The sequence below is a fragment of the Devosia sp. MC532 genome (assembly GCF_016461625.1).
Lineage (GTDB): Bacteria > Pseudomonadota > Alphaproteobacteria > Rhizobiales > Devosiaceae > Devosia.
Genome location: NZ_JAEMNZ010000002.1, coordinates 108,584 through 126,757, shown reverse-complemented (window position 1 = coordinate 126,757; position 18,174 = coordinate 108,584). Strand labels below are relative to the sequence as shown.

At 58.6% G+C, this 18,174-nt stretch carries 12 protein-coding genes and 1 tRNA gene; 5 read left to right on the top strand and 8 right to left on the bottom strand.

All coding sequences use genetic code 11. The features are described 5' to 3' along the window. The first annotated feature begins 10 nt into the window (after nucleotides 1-10). Both ureG and JHC09_RS03580 read left to right on the top strand, forming a co-directional pair. On the top strand, nucleotides 11-643 hold the full coding sequence (gene ureG / locus JHC09_RS03585) for an urease accessory protein UreG (protein WP_199530851.1): 633 nt from the start codon (nucleotides 11-13) through the stop codon (nucleotides 641-643). After that, entirely contained in the window at nucleotides 643-1,107 is a 465-nt protein-coding gene (locus JHC09_RS03580) for a GNAT family N-acetyltransferase (RefSeq protein WP_199530850.1), read from the top strand. Before ureG ends, JHC09_RS03580 begins: the two co-directional genes overlap by 1 nt. Here JHC09_RS03580 and glgX read toward each other — a convergent pair. From glgX to JHC09_RS03545, 7 genes are all read right to left on the bottom strand, one after another. After that, nucleotides 1,104-3,239, bottom strand: a complete 2,136-nt coding sequence (gene glgX / locus JHC09_RS03575) for a glycogen debranching protein GlgX (protein ID WP_248308871.1) — start codon at nucleotides 3,237-3,239, stop codon at nucleotides 1,104-1,106. The genes JHC09_RS03580 and glgX overlap by 4 nt on opposite strands. Beyond that, a complete protein-coding gene (locus tag JHC09_RS03570; protein WP_199530849.1) occupies nucleotides 3,124-4,758 on the bottom strand; it encodes an alpha-D-glucose phosphate-specific phosphoglucomutase in 1,635 nt (544 codons plus the stop codon). Before JHC09_RS03570 ends, glgX begins: the two co-directional genes overlap by 116 nt. Then, the gene (gene glgA / locus JHC09_RS03565; RefSeq protein WP_199530982.1) at nucleotides 4,739-6,199 is read right to left on the bottom strand and encodes a glycogen synthase GlgA; all 1,461 of its coding nucleotides are present in this window, start codon (nucleotides 6,197-6,199) and stop codon (nucleotides 4,739-4,741) included. The genes JHC09_RS03570 and glgA overlap by 20 nt, the downstream gene beginning before the upstream one ends. Beyond that, a complete protein-coding gene (gene glgC / locus JHC09_RS03560) occupies nucleotides 6,199-7,470 on the bottom strand; it encodes a glucose-1-phosphate adenylyltransferase (protein WP_169195100.1) in 1,272 nt (423 codons plus the stop codon). Before glgC ends, glgA begins: the two co-directional genes overlap by 1 nt. A 58-nt stretch (nucleotides 7,471-7,528) precedes the next feature. Continuing rightward, nucleotides 7,529-9,724, bottom strand: coding sequence for a 1,4-alpha-glucan branching protein GlgB (glgB, locus tag JHC09_RS03555; RefSeq protein ID WP_199530848.1), 2,196 nt, complete (start codon nucleotides 9,722-9,724; stop codon nucleotides 7,529-7,531). Between the two features lie 90 nt (nucleotides 9,725-9,814). Continuing rightward, nucleotides 9,815-12,286 carry a glycogen/starch/alpha-glucan phosphorylase gene (locus JHC09_RS03550; RefSeq protein WP_199530847.1) on the bottom strand — a complete coding sequence of 824 codons (2,472 nt, stop codon included), beginning with the start codon at nucleotides 12,284-12,286 and terminating at the stop codon, nucleotides 9,815-9,817. A gap of 102 nt (nucleotides 12,287-12,388) precedes the next feature. Then, nucleotides 12,389-14,227 carry a monovalent cation:proton antiporter-2 (CPA2) family protein gene (locus tag JHC09_RS03545; protein ID WP_199530846.1) on the bottom strand — a complete coding sequence of 613 codons (1,839 nt, stop codon included), beginning with the start codon at nucleotides 14,225-14,227 and terminating at the stop codon, nucleotides 12,389-12,391. A gap of 260 nt (nucleotides 14,228-14,487) precedes the next feature. Between JHC09_RS03545 and JHC09_RS03540 the strand changes: the two genes are divergently transcribed. Continuing rightward, complete coding sequence (locus JHC09_RS03540) at nucleotides 14,488-15,429, top strand: nucleoside hydrolase (RefSeq protein ID WP_199530845.1); 942 nt, start codon at nucleotides 14,488-14,490, stop codon at nucleotides 15,427-15,429. Nucleotides 15,430-15,563: 134 nt separating this feature from the next. Here the strand turns inward: JHC09_RS03540 and JHC09_RS03535 are convergent, their stop codons facing one another. Beyond that, nucleotides 15,564-17,147, bottom strand: a complete 1,584-nt coding sequence (locus tag JHC09_RS03535) for an ABC-F family ATP-binding cassette domain-containing protein (RefSeq protein WP_199530844.1) — start codon at nucleotides 17,145-17,147, stop codon at nucleotides 15,564-15,566. A 169-nt stretch (nucleotides 17,148-17,316) separates the two neighbouring features. Here JHC09_RS03535 and JHC09_RS03530 point away from each other — a divergent pair, with 169 nt between their 5' ends. Beyond that, a complete protein-coding gene (locus JHC09_RS03530) occupies nucleotides 17,317-17,937 on the top strand; it encodes a LysE family translocator (protein WP_199530843.1) in 621 nt (206 codons plus the stop codon). 120 nt (nucleotides 17,938-18,057) lie between these two features. Continuing rightward, nucleotides 18,058-18,133, top strand: a tRNA-Ile gene (locus tag JHC09_RS03525). The last annotated feature ends 41 nt before the right edge of the window (nucleotides 18,134-18,174 follow it).

The following is an 18,174-nucleotide window of genomic DNA, read 5'->3' as shown; positions in this document are numbered from 1 at the left end:
GGAGCACCCAATGTCCAAAAGCCTACACGGTCCCCTTCGCATTGGTATTGGTGGACCGGTAGGCTCGGGCAAAACCACCTTGTGCGAGATGCTCCTCAAGGCCATGCGCGACCGCTATTCCATGGCAGTCGTGACCAATGACATCTACACCCAAGAAGACGCGCTGATCCTCGCCCGGGCGCAGGCCATCTCCGAGGATCGCATCGTTGGCGTTGAAACCGGTGGCTGCCCGCACACCGCTATCCGAGAGGACGCCTCGCTCAACCTCGCCGCAATCGACGCGCTGAACGAAAAATTCCCCGATCTCGACATCATTCTAATCGAGAGTGGCGGCGACAACCTCGCGGCAACCTTCTCACCCGATCTTGCGGACCTCACCATCTACGTCATCTCCGTCGCCCAAGGCGAAAAGATCCCACGCAAGGGTGGCCCCGCCATTTCGCGCTCCGACCTCTTGGTCATCACCCACACCGACCTCGCGCCCTATGTCGGCGCCAGCCTTGCGGTGATGGACAGCGACACGCAAAAAATCCGCGACGGTCGCCCCTACGTCTTCACAGACCTCCTGCGCCGCGAAAGCCTCGACCAGATCATCGGCTTTATCGAAAAGCACGGCGGCTTCACCGCCGAGGCAGCCGAGTAATGACAAGCGCAGCGCCCTACCTCAGATTGCGTAAGGCGCTGATCGCTCCCCTTCCCGCGCCCATCTGGCCGACGGGCCTCGTAAAGGCGACGCTGTCCCAAGTCCCTCCCGAGGCAGTCCATAAGCTCCTCAAGGCCACCTTCCGCGACATCGCAAAGCCCTGCTCAGCGTGGTATGCAGCGCTCTCTACCGACGAAGAATACGATCCCGCATTAGCGCTTGTCGCGGTCGGACCAGACGGCACGGTCGCCGGCTATATCCAAAGCTGGACCTCAGGCTTCGTCAAAGACCTCGTGGTGGCCCCAGAGTATCGCCGTCAGAACATCGGCACCTTGCTCATGGCCGAAACCTTCGCGCTATTCGCCGCGCGCGGCCTCTCTCACGTTGACCTCAAGGTCGAACGCAAAAACAAACCCGCGCAGAAGTTCTACGCGGGCTTGGGCATGATCGAAGTGCTTGATTAGCCTGCGGCGGGCCGAACGAGCACCACCACCGAACGCGGCGGCAGGGTCACCGTAGCGCCTGAAAACGGCACATCCGCATTCGTATCGGACTGAATACCCACCGCCCACTCGCCGTCTGGTATGTGGGCGACAACGGGTTCAATCTTGCGATTGTACCAGATGACGACCTCATCATCCTTATGGCGCAAATGCTGGCCGAGAACCGAAGCGCTGCTGTCGTTCCAGTCGCCCTCATTCATCTCACGACCATCAGGGTGCATCCACACCACATCGCGCACGCCATTCTTGTCGTGGCCGGTCAGGAAGTGGTCGTGATGGATGGCCACGTGATCCCGGCGGAAATGATTGAGCGCGGCGACATAGTTCACGAGGTCGCCGTCAACATTGTCCCAATCAACCCAGGTGATCTCATTGTCCTGCGCATAGGCATTATTATTGCCATGCTGGGTGCGATACATCTCATCGCCCTGCTGGATCAGCGGCACGCCGCGCGAGAAGAACAGCGTCGCCAGCATGGCTCGCACATCGCGCTTCCGCGCCGCGATAATCCCTGCATCGTCCGTTTCGCCTTCGACGCCGCAGTTCCACGACAGATTATGGCTGTGCCCGTCGCGGTTCTCTTCCCCGTTCGCCTCATTGTGCTTGTCGTGGTAGCTCACCAAATCGCGCAGCGTGAACCCGTCGTGCACGGCCAGCATATTGACCCCATGGCTCGGCTTGCGCCCCGCCACGTCAAAAATCTCAGCCGAGCCGGAAACCTTCCCGGCAAGCGCGCCCAAGGCATGGCTCTCGCCCTTCCAGAAGCCACGGATTTCGTCGCGATAAGTGTCGTTATGCTCGGCAAACTCCTTGCCGAACTGACCCACCGCATAGCCACCCGGACCCGGATCCCACGGCTCAGCCACCAGAATGCACTTGGACAGCACCGGATCTTGCTTGATCTTGCGCAGCATCTCCGCTTCCGGGTTAAAGCCCGGATCGCGGCCCAGTACCGTCGCCAGATCAAAGCGGAAGCCGGAAACCCCGCATTCCTCGACATAGTAACGCAGGCTGTCGATCACCAGCCGCTGCACCGCCGGATGGTCACAGCGCAGCGTATTGCCCGTGCCGGTGTCATTGACGAGGTGCTTCTTCCCATCGACTTCGACAAAGCGATAATAGGTCTGCGGATCTAGCCCCATCATCGAGAGGATCGGGCCTTGCTGGTCACCCTCCCCGGTGTGGTTATAGACCACGTCGAGGATCACCGAGATATTGGCCGTGCGATAGGTGTCCGTCATCACCCGCAGCTCTTGCGGCCCACGCGGCGCGAGGCGCGGATCAACGGCAAAATAGGCCACGGGGTTATAGCCCCAGGCATTGGTCAGCCCGAGCGCCGGAAGGTGCCCTTCATCAATCCAGGCCGCTGTCGGCATAAGCTGGATCGTATCAACGCCGATGTGCTTGAAATGGTCGACCACCCACTTGGTCGTCAGCGCCGCAATAGTGCCTCGCAACGGTCCCTGCACGCTGGGGTGGCGCATGGTGAAGCCACGAACATTGAGTTCGTAATAAAGGCTCGGCGCCTTCTTGCGTGGCACAGCCGGCTCATTGCTCGCCCCCGGCACAATCGCTTTCGGCACCAGAGGCGCGGTATCCACAGCCTCGTCTCGTTCCAGACGTAGCTTTGGCGAGCGCACGAAAACGCGGTCTAAAATCCGCGCATAGGGGTCAACGAGCAGCTTGTTGGGGTCGAAGAAAAAGCCCTGATCGGGCTCATAAGGCCCGTCAGCGCGCAAGCCATAGCGCGCTCCGGGTCCAATATTGGCGATCAATGCCGCCCTGATGTTGTCCTGATGAACATCAAGCTCAAAGCGCTCGATCTCTTCGTCCAGTTCATTGAACAGACAAACCCAGATCGCCGTGGCGCTTTCGGAGTAAACGGCAAAGTTCACTCCGTCAGCGGTCACGGTTGCGCCCAGGTGCTCGATACGACCAGCACCCGGCACCAGTTCAGGCTTCGATGCGAGAGCCAGATTAGGTGATAACGGTGGGAGCGTCCCGTCCAGTTCGGCTCCGGATTCCTGCGATGGCATCTGCGATCCCGATAAGTTCTGCAAGGGCGACTTGAGTGTCGAGATCGTGGTTTCCATCGGCTGCCTCATAGCGTTCAATATAGAGACGCAACGTAGCACCAACGGTCCCGGTTCCTGACAAACGCAGGACCAATCGCGACCCTTCCGTAAAACCGATCCTCACACCCTGCTTGGCGCTGGTCGAACCATCGACAGGATCGAGATAGCTAAAGTCATCGGCATAGGCGACCTGCAGATCATCGCCCAATACCTGACCGACAAGACCCGGCAGCCTGGCGCGCAGATCATCAACCAGCGTGTTGGCAATCCCAGCATCAACTTCTTCGTAGTCGTGACGGGTGTAATAATTGCGGCCGTAGGTCTTCCAGTGCTCACGCACGATCTCATCGACGCCCTGCTTACGCACGGCAAGAATGTTCAGCCACAGCAGCACAGCCCAAAGGCCATCCTTCTCGCGAACATGATCCGAGCCGGTTCCGGCGCTCTCTTCCCCGCAGATGGTCACGCGGCCAGCATCAAGCAGATTGCCGAAGAACTTCCAGCCCGTTGGCGTCTCATGCATTTCAATGCCGAGCTTATCGGCCACACGATCCGCCGCCGCACTCGTCGGCATGGAGCGTGCAATCCCCGCGATGCCCTTCTTATAGCCCGGCGCCAAATGCGCATTGGCCGCCAGCAGCGCCAGCGAGTCCGAAGGCGTGACAAACCGCTTCTTGCCGATGATGAGGTTACGGTCCCCGTCACCATCTGAAGCCGCACCAAAATCTGGCCCTGCATCGGTCATCAGCAGGTCATGCATGTCCTTACAGTACACAAGGTTCGGATCGGGGTGCCCGTCGTCAAACGACGGCGACGGCGTACCATTGATAACCGTGCCCTTGGGCGCACCCAGCATGTCCTCAATGATCTTGTGCGCATAGGGGCCAGTCACCGCCGACATCGCATCAAAAGTCATGCGGAAGCCGCCCTTGAACATCGCGCGGATCGCGTCGAAGTCGAAAAGGCTCTCCATCAGCTTGGCATAGTCGGCGACCGGATCGATCACCTCCACCACCATGTCACCCACCTTCTGGGTGCCAATCGTGCCGAGATCAATGTCCGCCGCGTCGACGCTCTTATAGCTGTCGATCACCTTCGAGCGCGCATAAACCGCGTCGGTAATCTTCTCCGGCGCCGGACCACCATTGCCAATATTGTACTTGATGCCGAAGTCACCATCCGGCCCGCCCGGATTGTGCGAAGCGGACAGGACGAGGCCGCCAAAAGCCTTATAGTGGCGGATAACATGGCTTGCTGCCGGGGTAGAGAGCAGACCGCCCTGCCCGACAAGCACCTTGCCAAAGCCATTTGCCGCCGCGATGCGGATCGCCTTCTGAATGGCGACGTCGTTGTAAAAACGACCATCCCCACCGATCACCAGCGTCTGCCCTGCAAAACCTTCAAGGCTATCGAAGATCGCCTGAATGTAGTTCTCGACATAGTTCGGTTGGCTGTAGACGGTGACCCGCTTGCGCAGCCCGGACGTCCCCGGCTTCTGATCCTGATACGGCGTTGTCTTAATCGTCTGAATTGTCATCGAGCTTATATCCGATCAGCGAAGCGTAGAGTTGGGCGTAGCGGCGTGCGCTTGCTTGCCAGCTCACCTCCGACTTCATCCCGCGCTTCTGCATTTTCTTCCAAGATTTTTCATCGGCGTAGAGCGCCAGCGTGCGGCGGATGGCGTTTGCCAATGCCCCTTCGCTCGGCGGCGAAAACTGAACGCCCGTCGCAACATCGGCGGAGAGCGCCGCCACATTGGCGTCGATTACGGTATCATTGAGACCGCCCACACGCGCCACTAGCGGAATACATCCGTAGCGCAGCGCATAGAGCTGGGTCAGACCGCAGGGTTCAAACCGTGAGGGAACCATCATCACATCGGCCCCGCCCTGAATGAGATGGCTGAGCGCTTCGTTGTAGCCGGTCACGAGCCCGACCCTTCCCGGGTGGCGCTGCGCGGCAGCCCGAATAGCGTTCTCCAGCCCCACTTCTCCCGAGCCCAGCACAGCCAGCTGCGCCCCCGCCGCCACCATCATATCGATATTGGCGGCGATCAGGTCGATGCCCTTCTGCCAGGTCAGGCGCGACACCACCGCGAACAGCGGCCCATCGCTCTTGTCGAGGCCAAAGCTCTCCTGCAACTTGGTCTTATTCGCCTTTCGATACTGGAGCGTGTTGGCAGAATAATTCTGCGTCAGCGCCGCGTCCGTCGCCGGGTTCCAAGCCTCAAGGTCAATGCCATTGAGCACGCCGTCCACCGTCGATGGGCGATTATTGAGAATGCCCTCAAGCCCCATGCCAAACTCATGGGTACGGATTTCAGCGGCATAGCTCGGGCTAACAGTGGTCACAAAGTCAGCGCATTCAATGCCCGCTTTGAGATAGCTCACGCCGCCATAGTATTCGACGCCATCGACGGCAAAAGCATGAGGCGGCAGGCGCAACTGGCCGAAAATTTCGCCACCGAAATTGCCCTGAAACGCCATGTTGTGAACGGTCATCACGGTCTTAACGGACGATGCCGCACCGAACTTCACATAGGCCGGAACAAGACCTGCCTGCCAATCATGGCAATGGATGACTTGCGGGCGATAGGCCTCAACCAGTCCCGCGCCCAGCTCCGACGCGACCCAAGACAGGGCCGCAAAGCGTTTCCAATTATCCGGCCAATCCCAGCCTTCAGGCCCGAGATAGGGGTTCCCCGGTCGGTCATAAAGCGCTGGCGAATCGATAACGATGAGATCGAGCCCAGCCGCCCGCCCGGCGATGAGCTTGGCCTTGACGCCAAACAAATCGTCGAAACTGGCCACGACCCGACCATCGGTCATCTTCGCCATAATGGCTGGATAACCCGGCACCAGCGTGCGCATGGTCACGCCTTGGTCGGCCAAAGCGGCAGGGAGCGCGCCGGCGACGTCCGCCAGCCCGCCCGTTTTGATCAGCGGATAGATCTCCGCCGTGACCGAGAGAACTTCGATCATCGATCCGCCAGATATTTGTTGATCATGGCCTGCGTCACGAGCGTGACCCCTTCTTCAGTTCGCCTGAAATACTTGGCGTCGAATTCCGGGTCTTCGCCCACGACAAGTCCTTCGGGAACACTCACGCCGCGGTCGATAACCACCTTGCGCAAGCGAGCATTCCGCCCGATTTCGCAATAGGGCAGCACCACCGCCTCATCAAGCACCGAATAGGAATGAACGCGCGCCCCGGTGGACAACAGCGTGCGCTGCACATGCCCGCCTGAAATAATGCAATCCCCTGACACCAGCGAATTCACCGCCGAGCCCCGACGCCCGTCATAATCATGCACGAACTTGGCTGGCGGGGTGATTTCGGCGTGGGTCCAGATCGGCCAGTCACGATCATAAAGATCAAGCTGCGGGGTGATGTCGGTCAGATCGATATTGGCCTTCCAATAGGCGTCGACCGTACCCACGTCACGCCAATAGGCGACCTTCTCATTGCTCGAGCGGACGCAGGAGCGATTGAACCGATGCGCCCATGCCGTACCGTTCTTGACGATGTAAGGAATGATATCCTTGCCGAAGTCGCGGCTTGACCCTTCCGTCGCCGCATCGCGACGCAATTGCTCCATCAGGAAACGCGTCTCAAACACGTAAATCCCCATGGAGGCCAGCGCCATGTCTGGGCGATCCGGAATGCCCGGCGGGTCCTTCGGCTTTTCGACGAAATCGACCACGCGGTCGCGCCCATCAACGCGCATCACGCCGAAGCCCTGGGCTTCCATACGCGGCACTTCGAGGCAACCAATGGTCACATCAGCGCCGGTATCGACGTGCTGACGGAGCATGATTTCATAGTCCATCTTGTAGATATGGTCGCCCGCCAAAATGACGATATAGCGCGCACCATAATCTTCGATGATGTCCATGTTCTGATACACGGCGTCGGCCGTGCCAGCGTACCACATGTCCTCCGCCACGCGCTGCGATGCGGGCAGCACGTCAAAGCTCTCGTTACGCTCCGTGCGCAGGAAGTTCCAACCGCGCGACAAGTGGCGGATCAAGCTATGGGCCTGATATTGCGTCGCCACCGAAATGCGGCGGATGCCGGAGTTGATCGCATTGCTCAGCGCGAAATCGATGATGCGCGACTTGCCGCCAAAGTACACAGCTGGCTTAGCGCGGCGATCCGTCAATTCCATAAGCCGCGTGCCTCGCCCCCCAGCCAGCACATAGGCCATCGCCTCACGAGCTAAAGGCGACGGGACCCGATATTCAGCCATAGTAGTCTCCCTCCTCAAGCCCGGTAAACGCCACCGGGCGCTACTCAAACACAGCCCTTCATTCGGGCTCGAATTTTAAGAAAAGCGTCGCCAGCGGGGGCAGATAAAGTTCGGCCTCCGCAGGCCAGTGTTGCCCCTTCACGGCCCGCGCTTCAACGCCGCCATGATTTCCCGTATTGCTGCCAGCGTACCAGCCAGCATCGGTGTTGATCCGTTCGACCCATCTGCCTGCAGCTGGCAGCGGCACCTTGTATCCGGTGCGCGGTACGGGAGTGAGATTGGTGATTACCAAAACCGGGTCTGCCCCTGGCGCCTTGCGCACCCAGGCCAAAACAGAATTCTGCTGATCATTGCCGATCACCCAATTGAACCCCTCGGGCTCGCAGTCCCGCTCATGCAATGCGGGCAGGCTCCGATAGGCCGCATTCAAATCGGCAATCAGCCGGCGCATCCCCTCATGGTTGGGCTGATCGAGCAGATACCAGTCGAGCGCCTTGCTCTCATTCCACTCGGCGCGCTGAGCAAATTCTTGGCCCATGAACAAAAGCTTCTTGCCCGGATGACCCCACATGAACGCCAGATAAGCGCGCAGATTGGCAAATTGCTGCCAGTCATCGCCCGGCATCTTCTCGAGCAATGTCCCTTTGCCATGCACCACCTCATCATGGCTCAGCGGCAAAACGAAATTCTCGCTAAAGGCATAGACCATGCCGAAGGTCATATCGGCATGGTGGAACTTACGATGCACCGGGCTGCGGCTCATATAGCGCAGCGTGTCGTTCATGAAGCCCATGTTCCATTTGAAGCCGAAGCCCAGCCCATTGGCATAGGTCGGCGCCGTCACGCCCGGCCAGCTGGTGCTTTCCTCGGCGATCATGAACCCACCGGGAAACTGCCGATAGACCTCGGCATTCACCCGCTGCAGAAACGCCACCGTCTCAAGGTTCTGATTGCCACCGTGCTCATTGGGCACCCATTCCCCCGGCTCACGCGAGTAATCGAGGTAAAGCATCGAGGCCACCGCATCGACCCGCAGCCCGTCGATATGAAACTGATCAAACCAATAGAGCGCATTATTGGTGAGGAAAGCCGAAACCTCTTTGCGCCCCAGATTATAGATCGCCGTGTTCCAATCAGGGTGAAACCCTTGGCGCGGATCGGCATGTTCGTACAGCGCCGTGCCATCGAAATTGGCGAGCCCGAATTCATCGGTCGGAAAATGGGCTGGCACCCAATCGAGGATCACCCCAAGTCCCGCCTCATGCGCCGCATTCACAAAGCGCGCAAACCCTGCCGGATCGCCAAAACGCGCCGTTGGCGCATAGAGCCCCGTCGGCTGATAACCCCAGCTCGGATCATAGGGATGCTCAGAGATCGGGAGCACTTCGATATGGGTGTAACCCATGTCCGCCACATAAGGCACAAGCTGTTCGGCCAATTGGTCATAGCTCAAAAAGCCGCCATCCGGCCGCCGCCGCCACGAGCCTAAGTGCACCTCATAAATCGACATCGGGGCGCGCCGCCAATCCTTGGCCTTGCGCTCTTCCATATACTGCGCGTCCGTCCAAACGAACGGCGTCGGATCAGGCACAACCGATGCATTTTTGGGGCGCATCTCGGCCTGCCGCGCAAACGGATCTGCCTTGAGGGGCAAGATTTGGCCGTCTGGCCCAACGATCTCATACTTGTAGATCGTCCCCGTCCCGAGCACCGGGATGAACACTTCCCAAATGCCCCCGCGGTTGCGCATGGGGTTGCGCCGCCCGTCCCATTCATTGAACGGACCAACGACCGAAACGCGCAGTGCATTGGGCGCCCAGACAGCAAAATGCGTTCCGTGAATGCCCTCAAACGCCATCTCATGCGCGCCGAGCTTATCGAAGAGCCGCAAATGCGTGCCTTCTCCGATATAATAGTCGTCCATTGGCCCCAGCACTGGCCCGAACGTATAGGGGTCGTAAACGTCCCACTCCCCGCCCGCGTTCTTGGCCCGATAACGGACCGGTTGCGGGGTATCGATCGCAACCTTGCCCTCAAAGAACCCCGCACCATGACGTGGGATCAAATGACCAAGCTCAGCGCCATCGAGCGTATAAGCAGTCAGCGTTTCCGCATTGGGCACAAAAGCACGCAATACCCACGCACCTTCAATCTGATGCAGGCCGAGAAAGCCGAAAGCGTCACTGTGCCGACCGGCAACAATGGCTTCGACCTCATGTGTCTCGGCTTGCCAGACTTCCTTACCCAAGCTCACGCGCTTCCCCTCATCACGACCGTCCAATCCGACCCGAGCCTAACGCTGCATAGTGCTATGTGTTCATTCTTACTGACGCCAAGCCAGCATTTATTTCGTTGCCACTCCCCAAATCTCCGACGCGTACTGCCGAATGGTTCGGTCCGAGGAAAAGAAACCAACACTGGCCGTGTTGCGGATGGCGATAGCATTCCAACGCGCACGATCCTTCCAGATCGCATCCACTTCCGCCTGCGCCGCCACATAGGCATCGAAGTCGCGCGCCACCATGAACCAGTCATGGTCATAAAGCCCGCCGATCAGGTCACGATAGCGATGCGGATCATCAGGCGAGAACACGCCGGACGAGATCGACTCCAGCGCTTCCTTGAGCGCGTGAGATTTGACAATCGCCGACCGAGGCACTTCCGCCCGCGAGCGTTTCTCAGCAACTTCGTCCGCTGTCATGCCGAAGATGACGATATTGTCGTCGCCAACTTCCTTGTGCATCTCGACATTAGCGCCGTCCATCGTCCCGATGGTGAGCGCACCATTGGCCATGAACTTCATATTGCCGGTGCCCGATGCCTCCATCCCCGCCGTCGAGATCTGCTCGGACAAATCCGCTGCCGGGACGATCACTTCAGCCAAGCTGACGTTGTAGTTCGGCATAAACACGACCTTGAGCAGCCCGCGCACCGCCGGATCATGGTTGATCACCCGCGCCACGTCATTGATCAGCTTGATGATCAGCTTGGCGTTCCAATAGCTCGGCGCGGCCTTACCGGCGAAAATCTTGACGCGCGGCACATATTCCCGCTCCGGATGCGCCCGGATTTCATCATACAGCGCCACCGCATGAATGATGTTCAACAGCTGGCGCTTATATTCGTGAATACGCTTGATCTGCACGTCGAACATCGCGTCCGGCGACACCACAATATTCATCCGGTCCTTGATGACCTTGGCCAGCCGCTCCTTATTGGCGCGTTTGACCGCCGCAAACTGGGTCTGGAACCCTGGGTCCTCAGAATGAGGGATGAGCGCCTTAAGCGCATCAATACGATCCAAAAACTCAGGCCCGATCCGATCCGACAACAGCTTGGTCAGTGCAGGATTACACTGCATCAGCCAGCGGCGCGGGGTTATCCCATTGGTCTTGTTATTGATGCGCTCGGGATAAAGCTTATGGAGGTCCGCAAACACGGTCTGCTTCATCAGATCGGTATGCAGCGCCGACACGCCATTGATCGAGTGCGAACCCACGAACGCCAGCTGACCCATGCGCACGCGACGGCCACCATGCTCGTCAATCAACGACACAGCAGCAATCTGCTGATCGGTAAACTTGGCCCGTGTCCGCGCTTCCGACAATACATCAGCGTTGATCTGATAGATGATCTGCATGTGGCGCGGCAGCAGCCGCTCCAGCAGCGCCACCGGCCAGCTTTCGAGCGCCTCAGGCAACAGCGTATGATTGGTGTAGCCAAATGTGCCCTTGGTCAGGCGCCAAGCCTCAGCCCATTTAAGCCCATTCTCATCGACCAGAATGCGCATCAATTCTGCAACGGAGATCGCCGGATGGGTATCATTGAGCTGGATCGCAATCTTGTCCGGCAGCGAACCCAAGTCACCAAATTGCTGGCGATGACGGCGCACAATGTCCTGCAAAGACGCCGACGAGAAGAAGAACTCTTGGCGCAGGCGCAGCTCCTGCCCCGCAGCCGTCGAGTCCGCGGGATAAAGCACGCGCGTAATCGCACTCGCCTTCCCACTCTCTTCCAGCGCACCAATATGATCGCCCGAATTGAACCGATCGAGAAGGATCGGATCTATGGGCTGCGCACTCCAAAGGCGCAGCGTATTCACGCGCTGCCCGCGCCAACCCACGATGGGCGTATCATAGGCGACAGCCAGCAAATGTTCATTGGGGTGCCATTCCTGGCGCACTTCCCCATCGGGGTCCATAACCGGTTCGACCTTGCCACCAAAGCCAACCTCATAGGCGCTTTCCCGACGCTCGAATTCCCATGGATTGCCGTGCGTCAGCCAGTCTTCAGGCAGCTCCACCTGCCACCCTTCACTCATCTCCTGACGGAACAGGCCGTGGACATAGCGAATGCCATAGCCATAGGCCGGAATATCGACCGATGACATGGACTCCAGAAAACACGCCGCAAGACGACCGAGGCCACCATTGCCCAGCGCGGCGTCAGGTTCGAGATTGATCAGCTCGCCAAGGTCAACATTGAGGTTCTTGAGCGCCTCTTGCACAGGCTCCATCAGCCCCACATTGCTCATCGCGTCGCGCATCAGGCGACCAATGAGGAACTCTAGGCTGAGATAGTAGACGCGCTTATTGGAGGTCCGCCACGTCTCGCGGGAGCTCTCCATCCAACGATCCATAACGCGGTCGCGCACCGCCAAGATAGTAGCGCGCAACCAGTCATGTGGACGAGCAACAATCGGGTCCTTACCGACTGAGTAAATCAGCCTCTCAAGGATTTCCGCCTGTATCGCTTCAACAGTAGTGGCACGTGGCTCCGGCGTAGGGGCATCGTAAACAATAGGCTTTTGCGGCATGACGCAGTCCAATATTCATTGCGATGTTCCCCTCAGAACTGCACTGACTGTTGCACTTATTTTTCAACACGAAAAGCCCTAATAACGCCCGCCTAGAGAGGGCTAGTTGGCCCTCTCTTCTTTCTCCTCTGCAGCGACAGGCTTAACCGTTGGTGCTATTCCGCTTTCTCGTGCCTGATCTTCGGCATTCGACAACAGCAAGCCCGTGCCCGCTGTCACGCCGCCCAACACCTGAGCCTCAAATCGAGCACGATCGCGGACCCGCACGCCCTCGATCATCTCTTCGATTTCGATCTCGTCCGCACCCATCACACGGATCGCGTGAGCACCAAATTGCAATGCCGATTCAAACGTCTCACGCAGCTCGAAGTCGACACCAATCTCGCGCAACTCGATCGCATGGCCGCGGTCGTAAGAGCGCACCATGACCTTCACCAGCGGGAATTCATGACGCAAAAGCTGCGCAATCTTGGTCGCATCGTCCTTCTTGTTGACGCAAACCAGCACGAGATCGGCATTACCCGCCCCTGCCGCATGCAGCACATCAAGACGTGTTCCGTCACCGTAATAGATCTTAAAGCCAAACGGCTGCGCTGCCTGGATCATCTCGACATCATTGTCGATGATGGACACCTTGTGCCCCTTGCCCAGCAGCGATTGGCTGGCGATCTGTCCAAACCGGCCAAAGCCGATCATCAGCACGCTGCCATTCAGGCCATCCGCCAGCTCAACACCATCAAGCGACTGCACGCGCTTGGGCATAAGCTTCTGCATAGCAATGATGGCAAATGGCGTGAGGACCATCGAGACGATTACGGTCGCGGTGAAAATGGCATTGGTCGGACCGTCGATAATCCCTGCTGTCACCGCCGTCGTATAAAGCACGAAAGCGAATTCACCGCCCTGCCCCATCAGCACCGCGCGCTCTAGCGCTTCGGCATGATCCGACTTCAAAACCCGCGCGATGACATAGATCGCCACGGCTTTGACCAGCATATAGGCCACGACGCTCAGCGCGATGATCTGCCAGTTCTCACCCACGATCCCAAGATCGAGCGACATCCCAACCGCAAGGAAAAAGAGGCCAAGCAGCAGACCACGGAAAGGCTCCACGTCTGCTTCAAGCTGATGCCTAAAGGTTGAGGTTGAAAGCAACACGCCCGCCATGAACGCGCCCATTGCCATGGACAAGCCGCTCAGTTGGAACAAAAGCCCCGCGCCGAGCACCACAAGCAGCGCCCCAGCCGTCATGACTTCACGCACTTTAGCGCGCGAGAGGATGCCGAAGAACGGGTTCATGATGCGACGACCAAGGAAAATCAGCAGCACAATCGCGCCAACCGCCACGCCAACCGAAATCAGTCGCGTCGTCAGCGAGATCTCTTCGTGTGGTGCCAACAAAGCGACAACGCCAAGAAGCGGCACAATCGCCAGATCCTCGAGCAGCAGAACGGAAACCATCTTCTGGCCGCTCGGACTGTTGAGTTCGCCTCGCTCCCCCAAAATCTGCATGACAATCGCAGTCGAGGTCAGAACGAAGCCCATGCCGAACACAAAGGCCACGACGGGCGCAAAGCCGAGCAGAATACCTACGCCCGTGAGCAGCGCGCCGCACAAGCCGACTTGGATCACGCCAAGCCCAAATATCTGCTTGCGCAACGCCCAAAGCTTGGACGGCTCCATCTCAAGGCCAATAATGAAGAGGAAGAGCACCACCCCGAGTTCCGAGGCGGCCAAGACCGAACTTGGGTCAGCAATCAGAGCAATGCCCGATGGCCCGAGCAATAGACCCGCCGCCAGATACCCCAATACCGATCCAAGCCCCAATCGCTTGAAGATCGGCACAGCAATCGCGGCAGCTGCCAACAGAGCAACGATTGGGATCAGATCAATCCCATGATTCGCCGCATCGCCTGCGTGACCGGCCAGTTCACCTGCCATTCTCGTTCCTCAATCTAAAAAGAGGTCGCAAACTCTGCCTCTCTGGTTCAGCCGTCAAGCGCTCAAAAAGCGGCCAAATACAGTCGCAAACGCCATTGGACCACAGAAATCGGGAAGTAATTACACGCGATCTCGACAGCTTTTTCTCGCTAGGCGAGCACCTTAGTCAAAGCCGTCTTTGCCCCTCTGAGGTGTGTCGACCCCGCCAATGCGATCCGATAAAGTGACCTCAAACTGCGGTTTGTTCAGAGAAGCCATCTATGTCCCGTAAGATTATTATCGACACCGATCCCGGCCAAGACGATGCCGTTGCCATTCTGTTGGCGCTGGCATCCCCAGAGGAACTCGACGTTCTGGGTATTGTCGCTGTTGCCGGTAACATCGGTCTCAAGCAGAACGCCATCAACGCGCGCAAAGTCGTTGAACTCTCCGGCCGCACCGACGTCCCAGTCTACGCTGGTTGCTCGCGCCCGATGCGCCGCACCCTCGTCACTGCCGAACATGTTCACGGCGACACCGGCATGAACGGCCCGGTTCTGCCCGATCCGACCATTCCGCTGCAGGAGCAGCACGGCGTCGATTTCATCATCGCCACCATCATGAACAACCCGCCCAAGACCATCACTCTGGCAACGCTTGGCCCGCTGACCAACATCGGCATGGCATTGGTCAAAGAGCCAGCCATCGCTGAGCGCATTCAGGAAATCGTCCTGATGGGCGGCGCTTACTTTGAAGTGGGCAACATCACGCCTGCCGCCGAGTTCAACATCTATGTTGACCCGGAAGCCGCAGATCTGGTGATGAAGTGCGGTGCCAAGATCACCATCCAGCCGCTCGATGTCACCCACATGATCCAGGCCACCCCTGCCCGCCTCAATGCCATTAAGGCGCTAGGCAATAAGTCGGGTGCAGCCGTTCACGCCATGCTGACGTTCTCAGAACAGTTCGACCTCAAGAAATACGGCTGGGAAGGCGCTCCGCTACACGACCCAACCGTCATCGCCTACCTCTTGAAGCCAGAGCTGTTCGAAGGCCGCGTTTGCAACGTCTCTATCGAAACAGCGTCCGAGCTAACCGTCGGCATGACCGTTGCGGACTATTGGCACGTCACCGACAAGCCCCGTAACGCGCTCTACCTGCGCTCGGGCAACGCCGAAGGCTTCTACGCGCTCCTCACCGAACGCCTATCCCGCCTGCCTTAATCTGCCTCGCATTCATAATGAAGACCCCGATAGTTCACTCTATCGGGGTCTTTTTTTCATGCCAAGCAAACCCCCGTCGCCTCCATCCCCTTTGAATGGGAGGACCGAGGGTGGGGGTAAAAACCTCCCACCCTCTACCCACCAATCTCCACCCACCGGGTCACCCCAATATTTTCCAAAAATGCCGTGTCATGGCTCACTACCAACAGTGCCCCGTCAAACGCGCGCAGCCCCGCCTCCACCACCTCTATCGCTTCAATATCGAGATGGTTCGTCGGCTCATCCAGCACCAGTAGCATCGGTGTTGTCACGCCTCCGAGCACGCAGGCCAGCCCCGCCCGCAACAGCTCACCGCCACTGAGCGTCCCCACGGATTGCAGTGCTGCATCATTGCGGAACTTGAACGCCGCCAACACTGCTCGACCATCATTGATCGTACTGTCCGGGTTGAGCCTTTGAAAATTCTCCAGCACCGTCTCGTCCCGATTGAGCAGTCCAACATGTTGGTCGAGCATAGCCACAGGCCCAAAAGCCTCCACCCGCCCAGCTGCTGGAGGCAGCGCCCCGGTCAACAATTTCAGTGCCGTCGACTTCCCCGCCCCGTTGCGACCAACGAGCGCCACCTGTTCCGGCCCAATCATCTCAAAATCAAAGCCACGGATCACGGGCGCATCGGGAATATAGCCTCCCGTCAGTCCACTTGCGCGCAACACGACTTTGCCCGCATGCAGACCGGTCGGCGCCAGTTTGACCGCAAAAGGCGTCAACACTTCGATCTGCTCACGAGCAGCCCTTATGGCGTCATCGGCCGCCGCAGCCTGCCGCTGACCAAGCTTATCGATCGAGCCGGACGTGCCTTCCGCCTGCCGCTTGAGCCCGCCGAGCAGTATCTTGGGCGCACCGCCCCGTGCAGCACTCTTGCGCCCACTGGCATTGCGCCGATCTTGCCGCTCCTTGGCCTGCTGCGCCGACCGCGCGGCATCATCTTTCTGCTGTTGCGCCACATCCAGATCGTGCTTCGCCGCCGCCAGCTCCAGCGCCTTCCGCTCCCGATAGAAACTATAGTTGCCGCCATAGCTGCGGGCACCCAGTCCGGTCAGCTCAACGATCGTATCCATTTCGTCGAGCAATTCGCGGTCGTGGCTCACCACAATGGCCGTGCCGCGCCAGCGCTTCAGCAGATGCAAAACAGCCGCCCGTCCCTCGCGGTCCAGATTGTTAGTCGGCTCATCGAGGAGAATGATGTCGGGCTGAGAAAATTCGAGTGCAGCCAACGCCGCCCGGACACGCTGCCCTCCCGACAACTCCGCCAGCACAGTTTCGGCCGTAGCCACGAGACCAAAGCTGCTTAAAGCTTCCTCGATCCGCGCATCGAGCGTCCAGTCTATGGTGTCGAAGTCCTCAAGCGCGGCATCACCCGCAATGGCATTCTGCATCGCCTGCCACGGCGCGCGGACGCCAAACAAATCCATGATGGTTTCACCATCGGACGCGCCGACATCCTGCCGCAACATGGCAACCCGGCCGTGCACAGCAACAGTGCCACTGGATTCCACAAGCGTGCCCATCGTGAGGCCCAAAAGTGTGGACTTCCCGCCACCATTTCGCCCAACGATGCCAGTCTTGCCGGCGTTGAAACTGAGGTCGATTTTATTGAAAAGCTGGCGGCCGTCAGGCGCAGAATAGCTCAGCTGAGAGATGGTAATAGCGGAAGGCATGGCTGGAACAGTCCTCAAAAGCAAACGGGAAAACTCGTGTTTGCGGGACAAATTCCATTGGGCACCTACCGGTCCAGTTGCGACGTTCTGACCATAACCCCTTCAAGCCAAACGTCAACTCCCCCTAGGCAAGGCAAAAGTCTAGCGCTAGAGATGTTTGGATAATTGGATGACCGCCATGGATCTGTTTACGCTTTTTGCTTTCACCATTGCCTATTTGATTGCGCTGATTGTTCCGGGGCCGGGCATCGCAGCAGTGGTCGCCAGAGCGCTCGGTGGCGGATTCAAAAATGCCATCCCGATGACCTTAGGCATCCTCGCCGGTGACCTCGTCTATTTCTTCTTCGCCATCTTTGGCCTCGCCGCGCTCGCCACCTACTTCGCGCCCATCTTCGTCATCATCCGCTGGGTCGGTGCGGCCTATCTGCTTTATATCGCTTATCAATTCTGGACAGCCAAACCTGGCTCCGAACAGATGCGTCCGAAAAAAGAAGACGCCATGAAGACCTTTTTGGCCGGCTTCTCGCTCACCATGGGCAATCCCAAAACCATTATTTTCTACCTCGCAATTCTGCCTACAGTGGTCCCCCTCGGCCAGATCAACGCCCTCGCCATCGTCGAGTTGACCATTCTGGTTATCGTCTGCCTGCTCCTCGTGTGCAGTGCCTATGCCGCCTTGGCATCAGCCGCCCGCGACATGTTCCGCAGCGAAAAAGCCTTGCGTCGTCTCAATAAAACCGCTGGCGCCATGCTTGCGGGCGCAGCAACACTTGTGGTCCTGCAGCACTAAACTCTTGGGCGACCGTCCTTTGCTGCCCAACTTATTCCCACAAGTTCGCGCCAAGTCTACAATCACCCTTGACCGCGCAGGCCGACACAAACTAGGAAAATCCCCGTGCGACGCACATGGGGGCCTATAGCTCAATGGTTAGAGCCGACCGCTCATAACGGTCTGGTTCCAGGTTCGAGTCCTGGTGGGCCCACCAACTGCTCTTTTTGACCATTTGGTCAAATATTTTACTCAGCA